Source organism: Candidatus Binataceae bacterium (genome assembly GCA_035294265.1).
GTDB lineage: Bacteria > Desulfobacterota > Binatia > Binatales > Binataceae > DATGLK01.
This window is the reverse complement of the sequence record DATGLK010000037.1, coordinates 1-16,404: the sequence shown is the minus strand read 5'-3', so window position 1 is coordinate 16,404 and position 16,404 is coordinate 1. Positions and strand designations below refer to the sequence as shown.

The following is a 16,404-nucleotide window of genomic DNA, read 5'->3' as shown; positions in this document are numbered from 1 at the left end:
GGTTGGTATATTCAGTTCGCCTGGGAGCAGCCCGCCGGAGCGGGAGTGACCTTTTGCAGTCCGACCTGCCCGCACTGAGCGGCGTACATGTAGTTGTAGCAGTTAATCGGGTTGCGGCCGGTGTTGACAAAGATCTGCTGGCCAGCCGGCTTGCAGGTGGTATCGATCCATTGCGAGTAGGTGGGCGCCGGGCCGCTGGGCGCGGTGGGCGGCTGCACCGTGGTGTAGGTGTAGGAGGCGATCGGACTGGAGGAACTCCCCACCAGGACGTTCATGGTCAGGTTAGGCGGCACCTCGTCGTTGCTGTCGTAGGTTCCAGACGGACGCTGGGCAAACGGCAGGTCGTTGTACATTTGGGAAATCCCAACGTCGAGCAGGCCGTTGCCGCAGAACTGATTGGGCGAGGGCAGGCTGGGGAAGCTGTAGCACGAAGTCATCGGTAGCCAGTCGCCGGCGTAGCTGGCATTGGGACTGAGCGTCAGCATGTTGAAGCCGGTGGTCGAAGCGATGCCCAGGGTGACTCCCAGTGGGCCCAAAATGTAGCCGGGGTTGATGTCAGTCCCGTTGCTGGCGTCGGTCAGATGCAGGAAGGGATTGGCGGTGGGAGGGCCGAACAAGTCGCCAGCCGCCGTACCTCCGCGAGCGAAACCCACCCCCATGTAATGAATACTGGGATTGCTAGTACAGGTGCCGTTGATAACCAATGGATTATCCGTGCAATTCTTGACCGGGCAGTACTTATTGGCGGCCAGAATGACCAGGGGATTGGTTATCCCAACCGTGGTGCCGTTGCTGTTGGAGAAGACTTGGATATCGACCGGCGCCAAATAGTAGTTGCCGAAATAGGCGTTGTTACTGCTGTCGTAGCATTTGGTTCCTTGACCCGCGGGACCGATCACTTCGCTGTTGGCCGGCAGGTCGCTGGCAGTCACGATCGTGCCCAGCGAACCGGTATCGATCGTGAAGATCTTCAGATTGGCGGTGGCCGTGGTCTGATCGGTGTAGCCCACCGCGGCCAGGAACTTCAGTTCATTGGGCGCGAGGCTGGTTAGCGGCACGGAAAAACTCGCGCCCCCGACCGTGCAACCGTTGGCCGCGATTTGGGTCTGACCAAGGGCGTAGCCGGTACCTCCTGGGTAGTTGGGATCCAGCATGGATGCGTTGATCGTGACGTTGTTGGGCACCGCGCCGCCGCTGTAGTTAAGCGTCAGGTTGGAACCGCTAGTCACAGTGGTGCTGATGGGCGTGATCACCCCGCTGGGGGCGCCGTAGACCGACACGTTGATTGGATTGCTCGAGCTTGGCGCGAGCGGATTGCCCTGGCTGTCAAAGGCGTTGAGTTGAATCGAGATCGTGCCGGCGCTGCTGGGCAGGGTGGTGGCGGCCGGCGAGAAGATGATCTGGTCAACCGGGCTGGCGGTCGCGCTAGGGGTCGGGGATGCGCATTGCGTCGGCGCTTGGGTCGGGGCCTGCGTCGGCGCTTGAGTCGGGGCCTGCGTCGGCGCTTGGGTCGGGGCCGCGGTAGCGGTCGGTGCCGAAGTCGCGGTTGCCGTCTTGGTCGGCGCCGGTGAGCTGCTACTGCTGTTGCAGCCGGCCGCCAGCAGCATCATCGAAAGAATGGTTGCCGCAAGTGATGTGAACCTAAAGCACTGGCGTGCCGTTTGCATTTTCAGACCTCAGCCCGTTTTAAAAATGTACTTAAAAGCCAATAGGGCTGATCCCTTAACGATTTGATCTGCTTGTGTCAACTCGCAAAAAGTTAAACATGCTTGAGAGCGCGATTCTTGACATCTAATTTTAGATTAGGCTCTAATATATAAGCATAAGCTAGACATAGGCTATTAACGCAAAAGATTTGATTCTGTTTCGGCGTGGGTTGTACGGGCCCCAAAACTTGGCCGGAAGGCCAATTGACCCGCCCGCGCAAGGGCGTGCTATGGTACGCCGATCGACGCCTAAATCAGCGCTCGGCTGCTGCGCGGCTTGACCGACGGGGGCCGGCGCACAGCCGACGAGGGAGCGAATAACCGATGGCAACCAAGCCCATCCGCCGGATCGTTACCGGCCATAACAGCGCCGGCCGCTCAGTCATTTTGCACGACGGACCGGCACCCAACGCCAGTCCCGATAGCAATTCGACCTTGCTGTGGCTCACCGACCGTGCGCCGGCCTCCAATCGCGGCAACGAGGATGTCGCACCGGCCGGAAAACGGGTACCGGTGCCGCCGCCAAAAAACGGTACGGTCTTTCGTGTTGTCGATTTTCTGCCCGATAGCGCTGGCCATAGCGGGGCTACGCTCAATCCCAGTGCCTCCCAGATCCAGGTTGACCCCGAGCGCAGCAAGCGCCATCACGGTTTCCATCAGACCAATTCCGTGGACTATGCGATCGTCCTAGAGGGCGAAATCTGGGCCATGATGGACGAGGGTGAAACTCTGATGAAGGCGGGCGACGTCTTGATCCAGCGCGGCACCTTTCACGCGTGGTCCAACCGTAGCAGCCAACCCTGCCGGGTAGCGTTCATCCTGGTTGACGCCGAGCCACTGAACTGAGTCATTCCGCGCGCGCCGCTCTCTGCGGCGCGCGTCGTGGGCTACAGGAGCGGCTTGGGCTCACGGCTGGACTGGATGATTTCTAATGCCACTAGACGTGCTACCAGCACCGCTATATAGAATTGCCCCGCGATCGCTTCGATTATCGATAGGGAACGACAAGCCATCGTGGCTGGAGTCACGTCGCCGTAACCGGTCGTGGTGAGCGTGGTGAAGCTATAATAAGCGTACAGGGGGTAGCTGCGGGCGATATCTGGCAGGGTCGCCCGCAGCGCGCCCGGCGTGGTGGAAAAAATCAGTGAGCCGGGATGGATGAACTCGCATAAGGCGTAGAAGACGCTCCAGGTCAGCCCCAACATTAGATAACCGCAGAGGGCCCCACTTATGGTATCCAGGTTGACCCGTGGCGTGGTCAGGACATCGCGCAAAATCGCAACCGCCACGTAGGCCATGAAGATACCCCAGCAGATCAGAGCCAGCTCGACCATCTGAGGGAAATAGGCCAGCAGCGCGCGGCTGCAAAGCGCGGGTGCGGCCAAGACAACGGCCAGGTAATAGCTGCTGGAACGCTCGGAGGCCGCGTAAACCGCTGCTAGCAAGGTCGCAATCGAAACTAGGTCGGTAAGCCAGCCGCCCCAGGCAAAGTCCGACCACCAGGGCACCCAAAGAAAGAGCAGCAGCAGGCTCACCATCAGGGCGGTATAGCGATGGGAATTTCGAGTTGGTGACATCGTTACCAGATCAGCTCAAGCTAAACGACTGGCACCGGTGAACCCCATTGGGGTCTCCAATTGCGGAAAGCGGAAGCAGCTCACCAGGTGGTCGTTGACCATCCCGCTGGCCTGCATGAAGGCGTAGCAGATGGTCGAGCCCACGAATTTGAAGCCGCGCGCGCGCAAGGCCTTGCTCAACTTATCGGATAGCTCGGTGCGCGCCGGTACTTCGGCGGGCGTGCGATGGCGATTGACACGTGGCCGATTTTCCACGAAGCGCCATAGCCAAATGTCGAAGCTGCCGCACTCGGCCTGCAACCGAATCAGCGCGCGGGCGTTTTCGACCACCGAGGCAAGCTTGAGCCGATTGCGGATCAGGCCCGGGTCCTGGAGTAGGCCGGCCAGGGCGGCGTCATCGAAGCGGGCCACCGCGAGAGGATCGAAGTTGGCAAAAGCGCGCCGGTAGGCGACGCGCTTTTTCAACACCACTTCCCATGACAGCCCGGCCTGGGCTCCTTCTAGGCAGAGCAGCTCGAACAGCGCTCGATCATCGTGCAGCGGTACGCCCCATTCCCGGTCGTGATATGCGATGGCAAGCTCGCTTTGTGCCCATTCGCAGCGTTGTATCATCGATGCTCCTGGAGAGGGTAGGAAGCCGCCTGACGCGGCGCTTTTCCTATACTATCGCGCTCTGATAAACTTCAACAGTTACGCGATGGCATTGCTCAAGATAAGGCGCTACCCCGATCCGGTACTCAAGCAGACGGCCGCTCCGGTGGCCGAGATCGACGGCCAGCTTGTCGGATTAATCGAGAACATGGTGCAAACGATGTACGCGGCGCCCGGGGTGGGACTGGCGGCGCCGCAGGTGGGCGAATCCAGCCGCGTGATCGTCTTGGATTTGGACCATAAACAACCCGGCAAGCAGCTCCTGAAGCTGATCAATCCCACGATTGTGGAAAGCCACGGCTCGATCCTGTGGGAAGAGGGCTGCCTGTCGGTGTTGGATTACAACGCCGAAGTCAAGCGCGCGGCGCAAGTGCTGGTGCGTGCTTACACGCCGGATCAGCAGGAGATCGAAATCGAGGCCGACCAATTGCTGGCGGTTTGCCTGCAGCATGAGATCGACCATTTAGACGGCAAGTTGTTTATCGATCGAATCAGCAAAATCAAGCGCGAGCTGTACCGGCGCAAGCTGCAAAAACTAATCAAGGAGGGCAAAGCTGATGGCCAGTCGCCCTCCAGCCCCGGCCTCTGACCCCCCCTACAACATAGTCTTCATGGGGACCCCGGAGCTCGCCGCCAGGATCCTTGAGGTGATGCTCCAGCAGCACCATCCCGGCTGGCGCGTGGTGGGAGGGGTGACCCGTCCCGACCAGCCGCGCGGACGCGGCCTGGGCGTGGCGCCCTCGCCGGTGGCCGTGGTCTGCGCCCGTCATGGGGTGCCGGCGCTCAAGCCACGTGCTCTGGGCAGCCGCGAATTTCTCTCGCAACTGACCGGATGGGCGCCCGACTACCTGGTGGTCGCGGCCTACGGCCGCATTCTGCCGCGCGCGGTGCTCGATTTGCCGCGCGGCTTGCCGATCAATGTCCACGCCTCACTGCTGCCGCGGCTGCGTGGCGCGGCGCCGATTCAAGGCGCGCTGTTGGCTGGGGATCGGCAAACCGGGGTGACGATCATGCGAGTCGTAGAGCGTTTGGACGCAGGACCCATTCTGCTTCAGCGCCGGCTGGAAATCCTACCTGACGACACCTGCGCCAGCTTATCTACTCGCTTGGCCGACTTGGGAGCGCAGGCGGTGCTGGAGGCCCTGGAGGAGCTTATCGCCGGCCGCCTCGCCGAGATGCCGCAGGATGAAAGTCAGGCCACCTATACCGCGTTGGTAAAAAAAGCGGACGCTCGGATAGATTGGACGCTGCCGGCAGTCCAAATCGAGCGCATGGTGCGCGCCTATTATCCCTGGCCTATCGCCCATGCGCTGCTGGGTGGGGAAGAGGTGCGCATCTACGGCGCTACACCGCTTGCTGAAAGCTACCCTGGTGACGCTGCGCCCGGCACCGTAGTCGCAGTCGGCCGCGAATTGGTGGTGCGATGCGGGGAGGGGAACCTGCGCCTGCTTGAAGTGCAGGCTCCCGGGCGTAAGCGAATCAAGGGAGAGGATTTCGCCCGCGGCCGCCGCCTGGTCGTAGGGCAAAGCTTCGATCAGCTCCCGCCCAATTCTGCCGCCTGAGACCCTCGTCGGTGCGCCTTGCTCCGCCATGTCCGACCCCTTGAAGGCTATCCGGCCGGAAGCTTGATGATTGGGCGCCGCAGTTCCTATTCAGAGTAGAAGCCAGCCGCTCTCCTGCCAGCGGTGTACAGCAAGTTGCGTTCGTACAAATTGCCAAGGTCGGCGTTTGTAGTTTTGCCACGCGGGCGCGGGCGGGCTAGCCTTGAGTAACCATGCCGACCGATAAAATTGCCCCCTCGCTGCTATCCTGCGACTTTACCCGCATGGGCGAGGAGATCGCCCGGGTCGAGCGCGCCGGCGCCGACCTGCTCCATTTCGACGTGATGGACGGTCATTTCGTCCCTAACATCTCGATCGGCTTGCCGGTCCTGCAGGCCGTGCGCCGGGTCACCCGGCTGCCGCTGGATGCCCACCTGATGATCGATAACCCGGACCGCTATCTGAAGGATTTCGTCCAGGCCGGGGCCAACTCGATCTCCGTCCATTGTGAAGTGGTGGCCGATCTGCTGGGAATCGCCCGGCAGATCCGAGCGCTGGGGGCGCGCGCCTCGATCGGGATCAATCCCGAGACCCCAATCGATCGCGTAATGGCCGTGGCCGCGCATCTGGACATGATCCTGATCATGAGCGTCCATCCCGGTTTCGGCGGTCAGGAGTTTATTCCCGACTCCCTGCACAAGCTGCGTCAGGTGCGGGCGGAGCTTAAGCGGCGCGGGCTGGAGCAGGTCGAGGTCGAGATCGACGGCGGGGTCAAGCGCGACAACATCGGGCCGATCAAGGCTGCCGGGGCCAACGTGTTCGTGTCGGGTTCGGGAATTTTCGGGGCGGGAGATTATGGCGAGATCATCGGCGCGATGCGTGCAGAAATCGCTGCCTGCCATCCGCTATAAAGGGTATCGCGCGATGGAAGCCGAAAAGGGGGTTGCGTACAGCGGTTAACCCTCGCTTGCCCGGACCGTTGGGCGGGCGAGCAAGCCCAGAATTCCCGCCGTCGTCACCGCGATGCCCAGTCCCATCAAGGCCCCGGCGAAAGCCTGCGAACGCTGGCGCAGCAGGCCAATGGCAAAAGGTCCGACAAAACCGCCCAGGTTGCCCACTGAATTGATCAGAGCGATACCGGCGGCGGCCGCCTCGGCGTTCAGCGAGCTGCGGGCCAGCGACCAGAACGGGCCTAGCGCGGCGCAGGTACCCAGCGCGGCCAAGCTGAGCGCGGCCAGCGCCAAAGCCCCGTGGGCGTCGGCGGCCAGCACGAAGCCGCCGGCGGCGGCGAACAACGACAGAGCGACGTGCCAGCGCCGTTCGCCGCGTCGGTCCGAAGAGCGGCCCACGGCGACCATTGCGATGGCGGCTATCAGGTAGGGGATAGCCGCGAGCAGGCCAATGGTGAAATCGCTGCGTGCGCCGAAGTTTCGAATGATTTGAGGCAACCACATAGCGATGCCGTACAGGCTGCTGACCAAAAGAAAATAGATCGCGCTCAGTAAACCGACCTGCAAATCGAAAATGTTGCCCAAGCACAAACCACCGGGCGGGGTTGGCCGATTCTCGTGGCGCAATCTTGCGATCAGCCATTGCCGCTGTTCGACGCTCAACCAGCCAGCCTGCTCGGGTCGATCGGGTAAATAGCGCAGCACGACCGCGCCCAGAACGACGGCAGGCAGGCCTTCGATCACGAACAGCCATTGCCATCCGGCCAGGCCGAGGAAGCCGTCGATGGTCAGGATGGCGCCCGAGAGCGGTCCGCCGATCACGCCGGCCAACGCGGTGGCGGTCATGAAGATGGCGATGGCGCGGGCTTGCTCGCGACTGGGAAACCAGCTGGTGAGGTAAAAAATCACGCCGGGAAAAAAGCCCGCCTCCGCCATCCCCAGCGTAGCGCGTAGCAGGTAAAAGCTACGCGGACCGCGCACGGCCGCCATCGCGATCGCGGCCACCCCCCAGGAGACCAGGATGCGGGCAATCCAGCGGCGCGCGCCGATCCGAGCTAAGATCAGGTTGCTGGGGATTTCCAATATGAAGTAGCCAATGAAGAACAGCCCAGCGCCCAGCCCGAATTCTTCCGGTCCAAGCCCTAACTGCCGATTCATGGCCAATGCCGCGAAGCCGACGTTGACGCGGTCCAGGTAGGCTACAATATACAGCGCGAACAGCAGGGGCAGCAGCCGGCGGGAAAGGCGGGCGATGGTGGCGGCGGCCAAATCGCCGGTGGCGAGGTCGATTGGCGAAGCCACTTGGGCTGAGGCCGGGTGCGGTTTGATACGGGAGAACATAAGAAATTCCACTGCAAAAGGCCTTTAAAGGTGGCGCGGACGGGGTTGAAATTCAACCGCTAAGCTACTTTCAGTAGAGCTAAGCGCTAACCTTTCGAACCGGAACCGCAGCACCAGCTACGCATTGCGGACTGCATGATCCTGCATGGCATTTTGCAACCTCAAAGCCGCTCGGCGCTTGAAAAGACGCGGGATCTCTTCCGATGGCGTCGCTGGCACGGATGGTGCACTAACCGATTGATCATGCAGGACGTAATCTGGCTTGCGGCCACGGCACTGTTTTTCGCACTTGCGCTTATCTACGTGTGGGGGTGCGCTCGGCTATGAGTGGCGGAGAACTGGTGATGGGGCTGGTTCTGGCGGTCGGGCTGACCGCCTATTTGGTCTATGCCCTGTTACGGCCCGAAAAATTCTAGACGCTTGTTGATTCCAGCCTTTAAGGAAGCTTTGAGATGGATTGGAACGCGCTGATTCAAGTCGGCCTGTTCGCGCTCATTGTGCTTGTTCTCAGCGTCCCGCTGGGTCGTTACATGGCGCGCGTGTTCAGCGCTGAACCGACGTGGCTCGATCCTCTGTTTGGACCGCTGGAGCGGCTGATTTACCGGCTGTGCGGGGTGCATCCCGAACGCGAGCAGTCGTGGGTGGAATACGCCGTGGCGATGCTGCTGTTCAGCGGCTTTGGGATGGTGCTGCTCTATGGCTTGGAGCGTCTGCAAGGGCTGTTGCCGCTCAATCCGCAGGGGCTGGGAGGGGTGGCGCCCGATCTGGCCTTCAACACCGCCGCTAGCTTCACCACTAACACCAACTGGCAAGCCTATGCCGGTGAAAGCACGATGAGCTATCTCACCCAGATGGCGGGGCTAGCCTTCCATAACTTTGTTTCCGCCGCCTCCGGCATCGCGGTGGCGATTGCGGTGATCCGCGGTTTTGCGCGGCGCAGCGCGCGCACCATCGGCAATTTCTGGGTCGACATGACTCGCGCCACACTGTGGGTACTGCTGCCCATTAGTGCGATCTTTAGCCTGGTATTGATCGCGCAGGGCGTGCCCGACAATTTCAAGCCTTATGTCCATGTCAAGACTTTGGAAGGAGCCGAACAGGTAATTGCCCAGGGTCCGGTCGCCTCTCAGGAGATCATCAAGGAGTTGGGTACCAACGGCGGTGGTTTTTTCAACGCCAATTCGGCCCATCCCTATGAGAATCCCAATCCCTTGGCCAACCTGATCGAAGTGGTGGCGATCATCATCATCGGTGCTGGCTTGACCCACACCTTCGGCGTGATGGTCGGCGATCGGCGCCAGGGATGGGTGTTGTTCTGGGCGATGGGGTTGCTGTTTTTGATGGGAGTGACGCCGACGATCTGGGCCGAGCAGCGCGGCAATCCGCAGTTTACCGCGATGGGGCTAAATCAACAGGCCAGTACGACCCAAAGCGGCGGCAACATGGAAGGCAAGGAAGTGCGCTTTGGAATTGTCGATTCGGCGCTGTGGGCCACGGTGACCACGGACACTTCCTGCGGCGCGGTTAATTCGATGCACGACAGCTACACTCCGCTGGGCGGTTTGATCCCGCTGGTTAATATGCAGATTGGCGAGATCATCTTTGGCGGCGTGGGCTCGGGGCTGTATGGGATGCTGGTAATGGCGGTGCTGGCGGTGTTTATCGCGGGTCTGATGGTCGGGCGCACGCCCGAATATCTAGGCAAGAAAATCGAGGGGCGCGAAATCAAGTTGGCGATGCTCTTTCTGCTAATCTTTCCCGCCGTTATCTTGTTTCCGGCCGGAGTGGCGGTGGTCAGCCGCGCGGGGCTGGCAGGGATTAGCAATCCCGGCCCGCACGGCTTCAGCCAAATTCTTTACGCCTATACCGAAGCTTCGGCTAACAACGGTTCGGCATTTGCCGGGCTCAACGCCAACACCCTCTTCTACAACGCCACCTTGGGTTTTGTGATGCTTTTTGGCCGCTTCCTGATGAAGGTGCCCATCCTGGCCCTGGCCGGATCGCTGGCGGGCAAGAAAATCGTCCCGCCCAGCGCCGGCACCTTCCCCACCCACGGCGCGATCTTTGTGGTCCTGCTGATTGGCGTGATCCTGATTGTGGCCGCCCTGACCTTCTTCCCTGCCGACGCGCTGGGTCCAATCGTCGAGCATCTGGCGATGGCGGCGGGGAAACTCTACTGACCCCGGAGACAAATGGCGATGGCCGAACGTAAGGCTTCCTCGTTGTGGGACGCGTCGATCGTCAGGGGCGCGCTGGCCGATTCACTGCGCAAATTCGACCCCCGCATCCAGGCGCGCAACCCGGTCATGTTCGTGGTTGAAGTCACGGCTTTGGCGGTGACCGCGATCCTGGCTCACGATCTATGGCTGGGACGCTCCCATCTGGTCGGCTTCGAGCTGCAAATCGCGCTGTGGCTGTGGTTCACGGTGGGCTTTGCCAACTTCGCTGAAGCGATGGCCGAGGGACGCGGCAAGGCCCAGGCTGACAACCTGCGCAAGACCCGAGTGGAAACGTCGGCCCGGCTGCTGCGCGACAAACAGGAAATCATGGTTCCGGCCACTTCGCTGCGCCGTGGCGACATCGTGCTGGTGCGTGCGGGTGAAGTGATTCCGGGCGATGGCGAGGTCAGCGAAGGGGTCGCGGCGGTCAACGAGGCTGCGATTACGGGTGAATCGGCACCGGTTATCCGCGAGAGCGGCGGCGATCGCAGCGCGGTCACGGGCGGCACTACCGTGATTTCGGATTGGCTGAAGATTCGCATCACAGTCAATCCTGGGGAGACCTTCCTTGATCGCATGATCGCCTTGGTCGAAGGCGCCCAGCGACAAAAAACGCCCAACGAGATCGCGCTGAGTATCCTACTGGCCGGCTTGACTATCATCTTCATGCTGGTGTGCGTCAGCTTGTATCCATTCGCGCTCTACGGCCATACCTCGCTGTCGTTACCAGTGCTGGTGGCTTTGCTGGTGTGCCTGATTCCGACCACGATCGGCGGGTTGTTGTCGGCAATCGGAATTGCCGGAATGGATCGGCTGGTTCAGCACAACGTGCTGGCGATGTCGGGCCGCGCGGTGGAAGCGGCGGGCGATGTGGATACCCTGCTTTTGGATAAGACCGGAACCATCACCCTGGGTAATCGGATGGCGACGGAGTTTTTGCCCGTGCTGGGCGTGTCGCTGGAAGAGCTGGCCGACGCCGCCCAGCTGGCCTCGTTGGCGGACGAGACCCCCGAGGGGCGCTCGATCGTGGTATTGGCGAAAAAACTCTTCAGCCTACGCGGGCGCGATCTCGCGGAAAAGGAGGCGCAATTCATTCCGTTTTCCGCTCAGACTCGGATGAGCGGAGTGGACCTGGGTCAGCGCCGGATTCGCAAAGGGGCGGCCGCTCAGGTGGTCAACTTCGTGCGCGAAAATGGGGGCCAGGCGCCCACCGAACTGGAAGAGATGGTGGCGCGGATCTCACGCGCCGGCGGGACGCCGTTGGCGGTGGCCGAGGGCGGTCGAATTCTGGGCGTGATTCATCTCAAGGACATGATCAAGGAGGGCATCAAGGAACGTTTTGCCCGCCTACGCGCGATGGGTATGCGCACGGTGATGATCACCGGTGATAATCCCTTGACGGCCGCCGCGATTGCCAACGAGGCCGGGGTGGACGATTTCCGTGCCGAAGCCACGCCCGAGACCAAGCTCAAGCTTATTCGCGACGAACAGGCGCAGGGCAAGCTGGTGGCGATGATTGGCGACGGCACCAATGACGCGCCAGCCTTGGCCCAGGCCGACGTGGGGATCGCGATGAACGCCGGTACCCAGGCTGCGCGCGAGGCCGGCAACATGGTGGATTTGGACTCCAATCCGACCAAGATCATGGAGGTGGTTGAGATTGGCAAGCAGTTGCTAATCACTCGCGGCGCCTTGACCACCTTTTCTATCGCCAACGATGTAGCCAAATATTTTGCGATCATTCCCGCCATGTTCGTGCTGGGCTATCCGGAGCTGCAGGCGCTCAACATAATGCATTTGGCGACGCCGCAAAGCGCTATCCTATCGGCGGTTATCTTCAACGCCCTGATAATTATCGCGCTCATTCCGCTAGCTTTGCGTGGAGTGCGATATCGCCCGCTTGGCGCAGCCGCGATCTTGAGCCGCAATCTGCTGATCTACGGCCTGGGCGGGGTAATCGTGCCCTTTATCGGCATCAAGGCGATCGATCTGGTGGTGGCTGCCTTGCACCTGGCCTGAGTGGGAGAAACAATGATGCGCTGGTGGGTAGCCTTGCGAATGGTAATCGTGCTTACCGTGCTGACCGGAGTAGTTTATCCTCTGATCATAGCCGGTCTGGGTGGGCTGCTATTTCCCGTCCAGGCGGGAGGTAGCGTGATTTATCGCGATGGCCGGGCGGTAGGCTCCAGCCTGATCGGACAGAACTTCGCGGCCCCGCGCTATTTCCATCCGCGCCCCTCGGCCGCGGGTGACAAGGGCTACGATGCCGACAGCTCTGGCGGGTCCAATCTGGGTCCGACCAACAAGGTCTTGATAGACACGGTCCGAAGCCGGCTCCAAGCGGTACTTAAGGAAAACCCTGGAGTGCGCGCTGACCAGGTGCCGATAGATTTGGTCACTGCTTCGGGCAGCGGGCTTGACCCCGAAATCAGCCCGGCCGCGGCGCAGCTTCAGGTGGCCCGAGTAGCGCGGGCGCGCGGCTTGGACCCAGCTATCGTAAGCGCGCAGGTCAAGGCCCATACGCGCGGCCGCTGGTTAGGAATCTTTGGCGAACCCGGCGTGAACGTGCTCGAACTTAACCTGGCGTTGGATCGCTTGAGCGCGGCTCGCGCCAGCGCGCGCTGACCGAGTCGCTCTTGGGGGGAAGAGCGTGCGCGTGCTTGAGATGGAATGAAGCCGGCTGACGAGCGCAAGGATCCCGAGGCCTTCCTGGGCCTGGAGGCCGAGAACAAGCGCGGCCGGCTAAAGATCTATCTAGGTAGTGCCGCCGGCGTGGGCAAAACCTACCGGATGCTGGAGGATGCCCATTATCTGCGCGATGAAGGGCACGATGTGGTGCTGGCAGTGATCGAGACCCACGGGCGGGCCGAGACCCAGGCCCGCATCGGCAACCTTGAAGTCATTCCGCCGCGCCAAATTGCCTATCGCGACGTGGTCCTGCCCGAATTGGACGTCGACGCGGTGCTGGCGCGCCGACCCGAATATGCGGTGGTGGACGAACTGGCCCACACCAACGCCCCCGGCTCGCGCCACAATAAGCGTTATCAGGACGTGGAAGAGCTAGTCGCGGCAGGCATCAACGTCATCACCGCGCTCAATGTGCAGCACCTGGAGAGCCTCAATCAGCTCGTGCGCCGGATCACCGGAATCGAGGTGCGCGAGACCGTGCCCGACACCTTTTTGAGCAAAGCCGACCAGGTGGTGACGGTCGACATTCCGGTGGAAGAGCTGCGGGAGCGGCTGCGCGAGGGCAAAATCTATCCGCCCGATCAGGTGGAGCAGGCGCTTAAGAATTTTTTTCGCCCCAGTAATCTGGCGGCGCTGCGCGAGCTGGCGTTGCGCGAGGTGGCGCGCGACCAAAGCCGCCATCGCGAGCTGCTCGAGCTGCTCAAGCGCGAGGGTGGCCGTACGCCGGCGGTTACCGAGCGGCTAATGGTCTGTCTGTCTTCCAATCCTGCCGGCAGCGAAGGCTTGTTGCGGCGCGCGGCGCGCAGCGCGGCGGCGCTTAACGCCGACTGGTTTGCGGTCCACGTCGAGACCCCGGCGGAATCGGTGCAGCGCATTAGCACTGCCAATTTTCGCGCTCTGCTGGACAACATCAATTTGGCCGCCGACCTGGGCGCTGAAGTAGCCTGGCTGAAGGCTCCCGACGTGATCGCGGCGTTGTTGGAGTTTGCCCACGACAAGCAGATCACTCGCATCGTGATTGGCCGTACCCACCGCACCTTAATGCGCCGCGTGATGGGTTACTCGATGACCCGGCGGATTATCGAGCGGGCGGCCGATTACGACATCGAAATCGCCCGCCAGGAAAGCGAGAGCGAGAAATGAAAAGGCCGCCCGCCCTGGCCAGCCGGATTCGCAACGGCAGCCTGCTGATGCTGCTCATCGCACTGCTGTTGGGGGTGGTGGAGTTCCCTCAGGTTTACGAGCTGGGCGGCTCTATTCGCCGCGCCCTGTATCGCAATTACCTCAGTATCGATGCGGCCCAGCACATGCATACCGCGCTTTACAACCTGCAATTGGCTCAGCGCGATGGCAAGTTGCCGCTGGTGTTGGCGCCTAATAGGGATCTGTTCGAGCATTGGATCGACATCGAGCTCAGCGATATCACAGAGGTGGGCGAGGCCGACGTCGCCGACGCGATCAAGCAGCGCGGGACGCGGCTGATGGCGCAGTTAGCGGCCAATCCTAAGGCCAATTACGACCTTCAGTATGCGCAGCTTCACGCCCTGCTCGACCGCCTGACCGACATCAATCAGCGGGCGATGTTCCGCGCCGACAGCCGAGCCACCCGGATGAGCGAGCACGTCGCCACGGTTTTCGGCGCCGGCCTGATCGCGCTGCTGGTGATCGGGGTGGCGCTGTCCTGGACCCTGGCCTGGTCGATCTCTCGGCCGCTCAACGAGCTGGCGGAGCGTTTGCGCAGCTTTTCCCTGCGCGGTCCGTCGCTGCGGCTTGGCGAGCAGCCACTGGCCGAGCTGGCGGGAGTGGCAGCCGAGTTCAATCGGATGGCGGAGCGGCTGGAGCAGTTCGAACAGCTTAACGTTGAGCGGCTGATTTACGAAAAGCGCAAGACCGAGGCGATCCTGGAGAGCGTCGAGGACGGTATCGTGCTGGTCGATCTCAAGGGCGTTGTCACCCATATCAACGAGTTGGCGGCGCTCATCCTTGGGGTGGAGCGGGAAGAAGCGCTGGGCAGCCCGATCGACGACCTGAGCAGCAACCACCCGCACTACCTGCGCGTGCGCGCGGCGCTGCAGGCCGCCGCCAAGCGGCCGGTGGAAGCCCAGCGCGTGGAGGTCGAGCTGCATGTGCGCGGGCGCGACCACACCTACGTGCTCAAGCGCATCCCGCTGCGGCCGACGGCCGACCAGTCCTTTGGCACCATCGTAATCCTGCAGGACATCACCTATCTCCGCGATCAGGATCGGGCGCGCACCAACTTGGTGGCTACGCTCTCGCATGAACTCAAGACGCCGCTGACTTCGCTGGCGCTATCGGCGGGCTTGCTGGAGCGCGATCGGGCCCAATTGACGCCTCAGGATCAGAAGCTGGTCAGCGCGATCAGCGAGGACATCAATCGCATCCGTCATTTGGCCGATGATCTGCTGGATCTGGTCAAGGGCACTGGTGGCGCCATTTCGCTGCGCGCGGTCAAGTTGGAGTTGCCCCCGCTGATCGCCTCGGTCGTTAAGGGCTTTGCCCTGCAGGCTGAGCAGAAGGGGGTGGAGATGGTTCAGGAGATCGAGCCTGCGTTGCCCCCGGTTAGAGCCGACGCGGTGAAGCTGTCGTGGGTGCTTTCCAATCTGCTAACCAACGCCTTGCGCCATACTCCGGCGGGCGGAAGAATTAACCTCAGCGCGCAGCGTGGCCCGCATGTGTTGCGGTTATGTGTGAGCGATACCGGGCCGGGTGTATCGGCTGACATGCGCGACCATCTGTTCGAGCGCTATGCTCAGGGGACGATCGATGGCGCTCAGCCGGGGGCGGCGGGCTTGGGGCTGGCGATCGTTAAGGAGATCGTCGAGGCTCACGGGGGCAGAATTTTCGTAGATAGCGAACCCGGCCAAGGGACTTCCTTCCGCGTGGAATTGCCCCTGGCGCCGGAGGATTCATGGCCCGACTGCTGATCGTTGACGACGAGAAAAACATTCGCGGCTCCCTGGCCACCTTCTTTCAATCTTGTTCACATACGGTCGATTGTGCTGACAGCGGGCGCCAGGCGCTGGCTCTAGTGGGCGCCCCGGGCAAACTCTACGACTTGGTGCTGACCGACTATCGGATGGCGGAGGTCAATGGGCTGGAGCTCCTGCGCCAAATCAAGGAGCTGCGCCCGGCGCTGCCGGTAATCCTGATGACTGCCTACGCGACGGTGGAAAACGCGGTGGCGGCGATGCGTTCGGGGGCCGTCGATTATATTACCAAGCCCTTCACCCTCGATCAGATTCAGCACGTGGTCGAGCGCGCTTTGGAAGTGGAGGGATTACGCAGCGAAAACCGCCGCCTGCGTGAAAGCCTGGAAGAGCCCGCGGCGCTGGTGGATTCGCCCAGCCCGGCGATGCGCCGAGTGCTCGAAGCGGCGCGCCAAGCGGCTGCCAGCGAGGCCACGATTCTGCTCAATGGCGAAAGCGGTACTGGCAAGAATGTGCTCGCTCGCCAGATTCATCGTTGGAGTTCGCGCGCGCAACGCGCCTTCGTGGTGGTTAACTGTACCACCCTGTCGGAGCATCTGCTGGAAAGCGAACTCTTCGGTCATATGCGCGGCGCCTTTACCGGTGCCTTCAAAGATAAGCCCGGGCGGCTGGAGGCGGCTGACCACGGCACGATCTTCTTGGACGAAATCGCCGAGTTATCGCCTGCCTTGCAGACCAAGTTCCTACGCTTCGTGCAGGAACGCAGCTTCGAGCGGGTCGGGG

At 61.8% G+C, this 16,404-nt stretch carries 15 protein-coding genes; 11 read left to right on the top strand and 4 right to left on the bottom strand.

Features of this window, described 5'->3' with window-relative positions:
• Window positions 1-11 precede the first annotated feature (11 nt).
• Complete coding sequence (locus VKV28_06905; GenBank protein HLH76520.1) at window positions 12-1,610, bottom strand: hypothetical protein; 1,599 nt, start codon at window positions 1,608-1,610, stop codon at window positions 12-14.
• A gap of 420 nt (window positions 1,611-2,030) precedes the next feature.
• On the opposite strand from VKV28_06905, the gene VKV28_06900 reads away from it, so the two are divergent.
• On the top strand, window positions 2,031-2,552 hold the full coding sequence (locus VKV28_06900) for a cupin domain-containing protein (GenBank protein ID HLH76519.1): 522 nt from the start codon (window positions 2,031-2,033) through the stop codon (window positions 2,550-2,552).
• Between the two features lie 41 nt (window positions 2,553-2,593).
• Here the strand turns inward: VKV28_06900 and VKV28_06895 are convergent, their stop codons facing one another.
• Together VKV28_06895 and VKV28_06890 are read right to left on the bottom strand one after the other, a co-directional pair.
• Window positions 2,594-3,283 carry a potassium channel family protein gene (locus VKV28_06895; protein ID HLH76518.1) on the bottom strand — a complete coding sequence of 230 codons (690 nt, stop codon included), beginning with the start codon at window positions 3,281-3,283 and terminating at the stop codon, window positions 2,594-2,596.
• Between the two features lie 15 nt (window positions 3,284-3,298).
• Window positions 3,299-3,895, bottom strand: a complete 597-nt coding sequence (locus VKV28_06890; GenBank protein ID HLH76517.1) for a DNA-3-methyladenine glycosylase I — start codon at window positions 3,893-3,895, stop codon at window positions 3,299-3,301.
• 85 nt (window positions 3,896-3,980) lie between these two features.
• On the opposite strand from VKV28_06890, the gene def reads away from it, so the two are divergent.
• From def to rpe, 3 genes are all read left to right on the top strand, one after another.
• The gene (def, locus tag VKV28_06885; protein HLH76516.1) at window positions 3,981-4,523 is read left to right on the top strand and encodes a peptide deformylase; all 543 of its coding nucleotides are present in this window, start codon (window positions 3,981-3,983) and stop codon (window positions 4,521-4,523) included.
• A complete protein-coding gene (gene fmt, locus VKV28_06880) occupies window positions 4,492-5,496 on the top strand; it encodes a methionyl-tRNA formyltransferase (protein ID HLH76515.1) in 1,005 nt (334 codons plus the stop codon). Before def ends, fmt begins: the two co-directional genes overlap by 32 nt.
• A 212-nt stretch (window positions 5,497-5,708) precedes the next feature.
• Window positions 5,709-6,386: a ribulose-phosphate 3-epimerase gene (gene rpe, locus VKV28_06875; protein HLH76514.1), complete on the top strand. Its 678-nt coding sequence runs from the start codon at window positions 5,709-5,711 to the stop codon at window positions 6,384-6,386.
• Window positions 6,387-6,431: 45 nt separating this feature from the next.
• On the opposite strand, the gene VKV28_06870 is transcribed toward rpe, so the two are convergent.
• On the bottom strand, window positions 6,432-7,727 hold the full coding sequence (locus tag VKV28_06870; protein ID HLH76513.1) for an MFS transporter: 1,296 nt from the start codon (window positions 7,725-7,727) through the stop codon (window positions 6,432-6,434).
• Between the two features lie 362 nt (window positions 7,728-8,089).
• Here VKV28_06870 and kdpF point away from each other — a divergent pair, with 362 nt between their 5' ends.
• The 7 genes from kdpF to VKV28_06835 form a co-directional block, all read left to right on the top strand.
• Entirely contained in the window at window positions 8,090-8,182 is a 93-nt protein-coding gene (gene kdpF, locus VKV28_06865; protein ID HLH76512.1) for a K(+)-transporting ATPase subunit F, read from the top strand.
• A gap of 36 nt (window positions 8,183-8,218) precedes the next feature.
• Window positions 8,219-9,946 carry a potassium-transporting ATPase subunit KdpA gene (kdpA, locus tag VKV28_06860; GenBank protein HLH76511.1) on the top strand — a complete coding sequence of 576 codons (1,728 nt, stop codon included), beginning with the start codon at window positions 8,219-8,221 and terminating at the stop codon, window positions 9,944-9,946.
• Between the two features lie 18 nt (window positions 9,947-9,964).
• Window positions 9,965-12,004, top strand: a complete 2,040-nt coding sequence (kdpB, locus tag VKV28_06855; GenBank protein ID HLH76510.1) for a potassium-transporting ATPase subunit KdpB — start codon at window positions 9,965-9,967, stop codon at window positions 12,002-12,004.
• Between the two features lie 12 nt (window positions 12,005-12,016).
• The gene (gene kdpC, locus VKV28_06850; protein HLH76509.1) at window positions 12,017-12,610 is read left to right on the top strand and encodes a K(+)-transporting ATPase subunit C; all 594 of its coding nucleotides are present in this window, start codon (window positions 12,017-12,019) and stop codon (window positions 12,608-12,610) included.
• A 45-nt stretch (window positions 12,611-12,655) separates the two neighbouring features.
• On the top strand, window positions 12,656-13,816 hold the full coding sequence (locus VKV28_06845; GenBank protein HLH76508.1) for a sensor histidine kinase KdpD: 1,161 nt from the start codon (window positions 12,656-12,658) through the stop codon (window positions 13,814-13,816).
• Window positions 13,813-15,618, top strand: coding sequence for an ATP-binding protein (locus VKV28_06840; protein ID HLH76507.1), 1,806 nt, complete (start codon window positions 13,813-13,815; stop codon window positions 15,616-15,618). Before VKV28_06845 ends, VKV28_06840 begins: the two co-directional genes overlap by 4 nt.
• On the top strand, window positions 15,603-16,404 hold an 802-nt coding region (locus VKV28_06835), incomplete at its 3' end, for a sigma-54 dependent transcriptional regulator (GenBank protein ID HLH76506.1). The genes VKV28_06840 and VKV28_06835, both read left to right, overlap by 16 nt.

Coding starts and splice junctions, on each gene's coding strand:
- VKV28_06905 (HLH76520.1), bottom strand. CDS start 1,610: ATGATGCTGCTGGCGGCCGGCTGCAACAGCAGTAGCAGCTCACCGGCG.
- VKV28_06900 (HLH76519.1), top strand. CDS start 2,031: ATGGCAACCAAGCCCATCCGCCGGATCGTTACCGGCCATAACAGCGCC.
- VKV28_06895 (HLH76518.1), bottom strand. CDS start 3,283: ATGTCACCAACTCGAAATTCCCATCGCTATACCGCCCTGATGGTGAGC.
- VKV28_06890 (HLH76517.1), bottom strand. CDS start 3,895: ATGATACAACGCTGCGAATGGGCACAAAGCGAGCTTGCCATCGCATAT.
- def (HLH76516.1), top strand. CDS start 3,981: ATGGCATTGCTCAAGATAAGGCGCTACCCCGATCCGGTACTCAAGCAG.
- fmt (HLH76515.1), top strand. CDS start 4,492: ATGGCCAGTCGCCCTCCAGCCCCGGCCTCTGACCCCCCCTACAACATA.
- rpe (HLH76514.1), top strand. CDS start 5,709: ATGCCGACCGATAAAATTGCCCCCTCGCTGCTATCCTGCGACTTTACC.
- kdpF (HLH76512.1), top strand. CDS start 8,090: ATGAGTGGCGGAGAACTGGTGATGGGGCTGGTTCTGGCGGTCGGGCTG.
- kdpA (HLH76511.1), top strand. CDS start 8,219: ATGGATTGGAACGCGCTGATTCAAGTCGGCCTGTTCGCGCTCATTGTG.
- kdpB (HLH76510.1), top strand. CDS start 9,965: ATGGCCGAACGTAAGGCTTCCTCGTTGTGGGACGCGTCGATCGTCAGG.
- kdpC (HLH76509.1), top strand. CDS start 12,017: ATGATGCGCTGGTGGGTAGCCTTGCGAATGGTAATCGTGCTTACCGTG.
- VKV28_06845 (HLH76508.1), top strand. CDS start 12,656: ATGAAGCCGGCTGACGAGCGCAAGGATCCCGAGGCCTTCCTGGGCCTG.
- VKV28_06840 (HLH76507.1), top strand. CDS start 13,813: ATGAAAAGGCCGCCCGCCCTGGCCAGCCGGATTCGCAACGGCAGCCTG.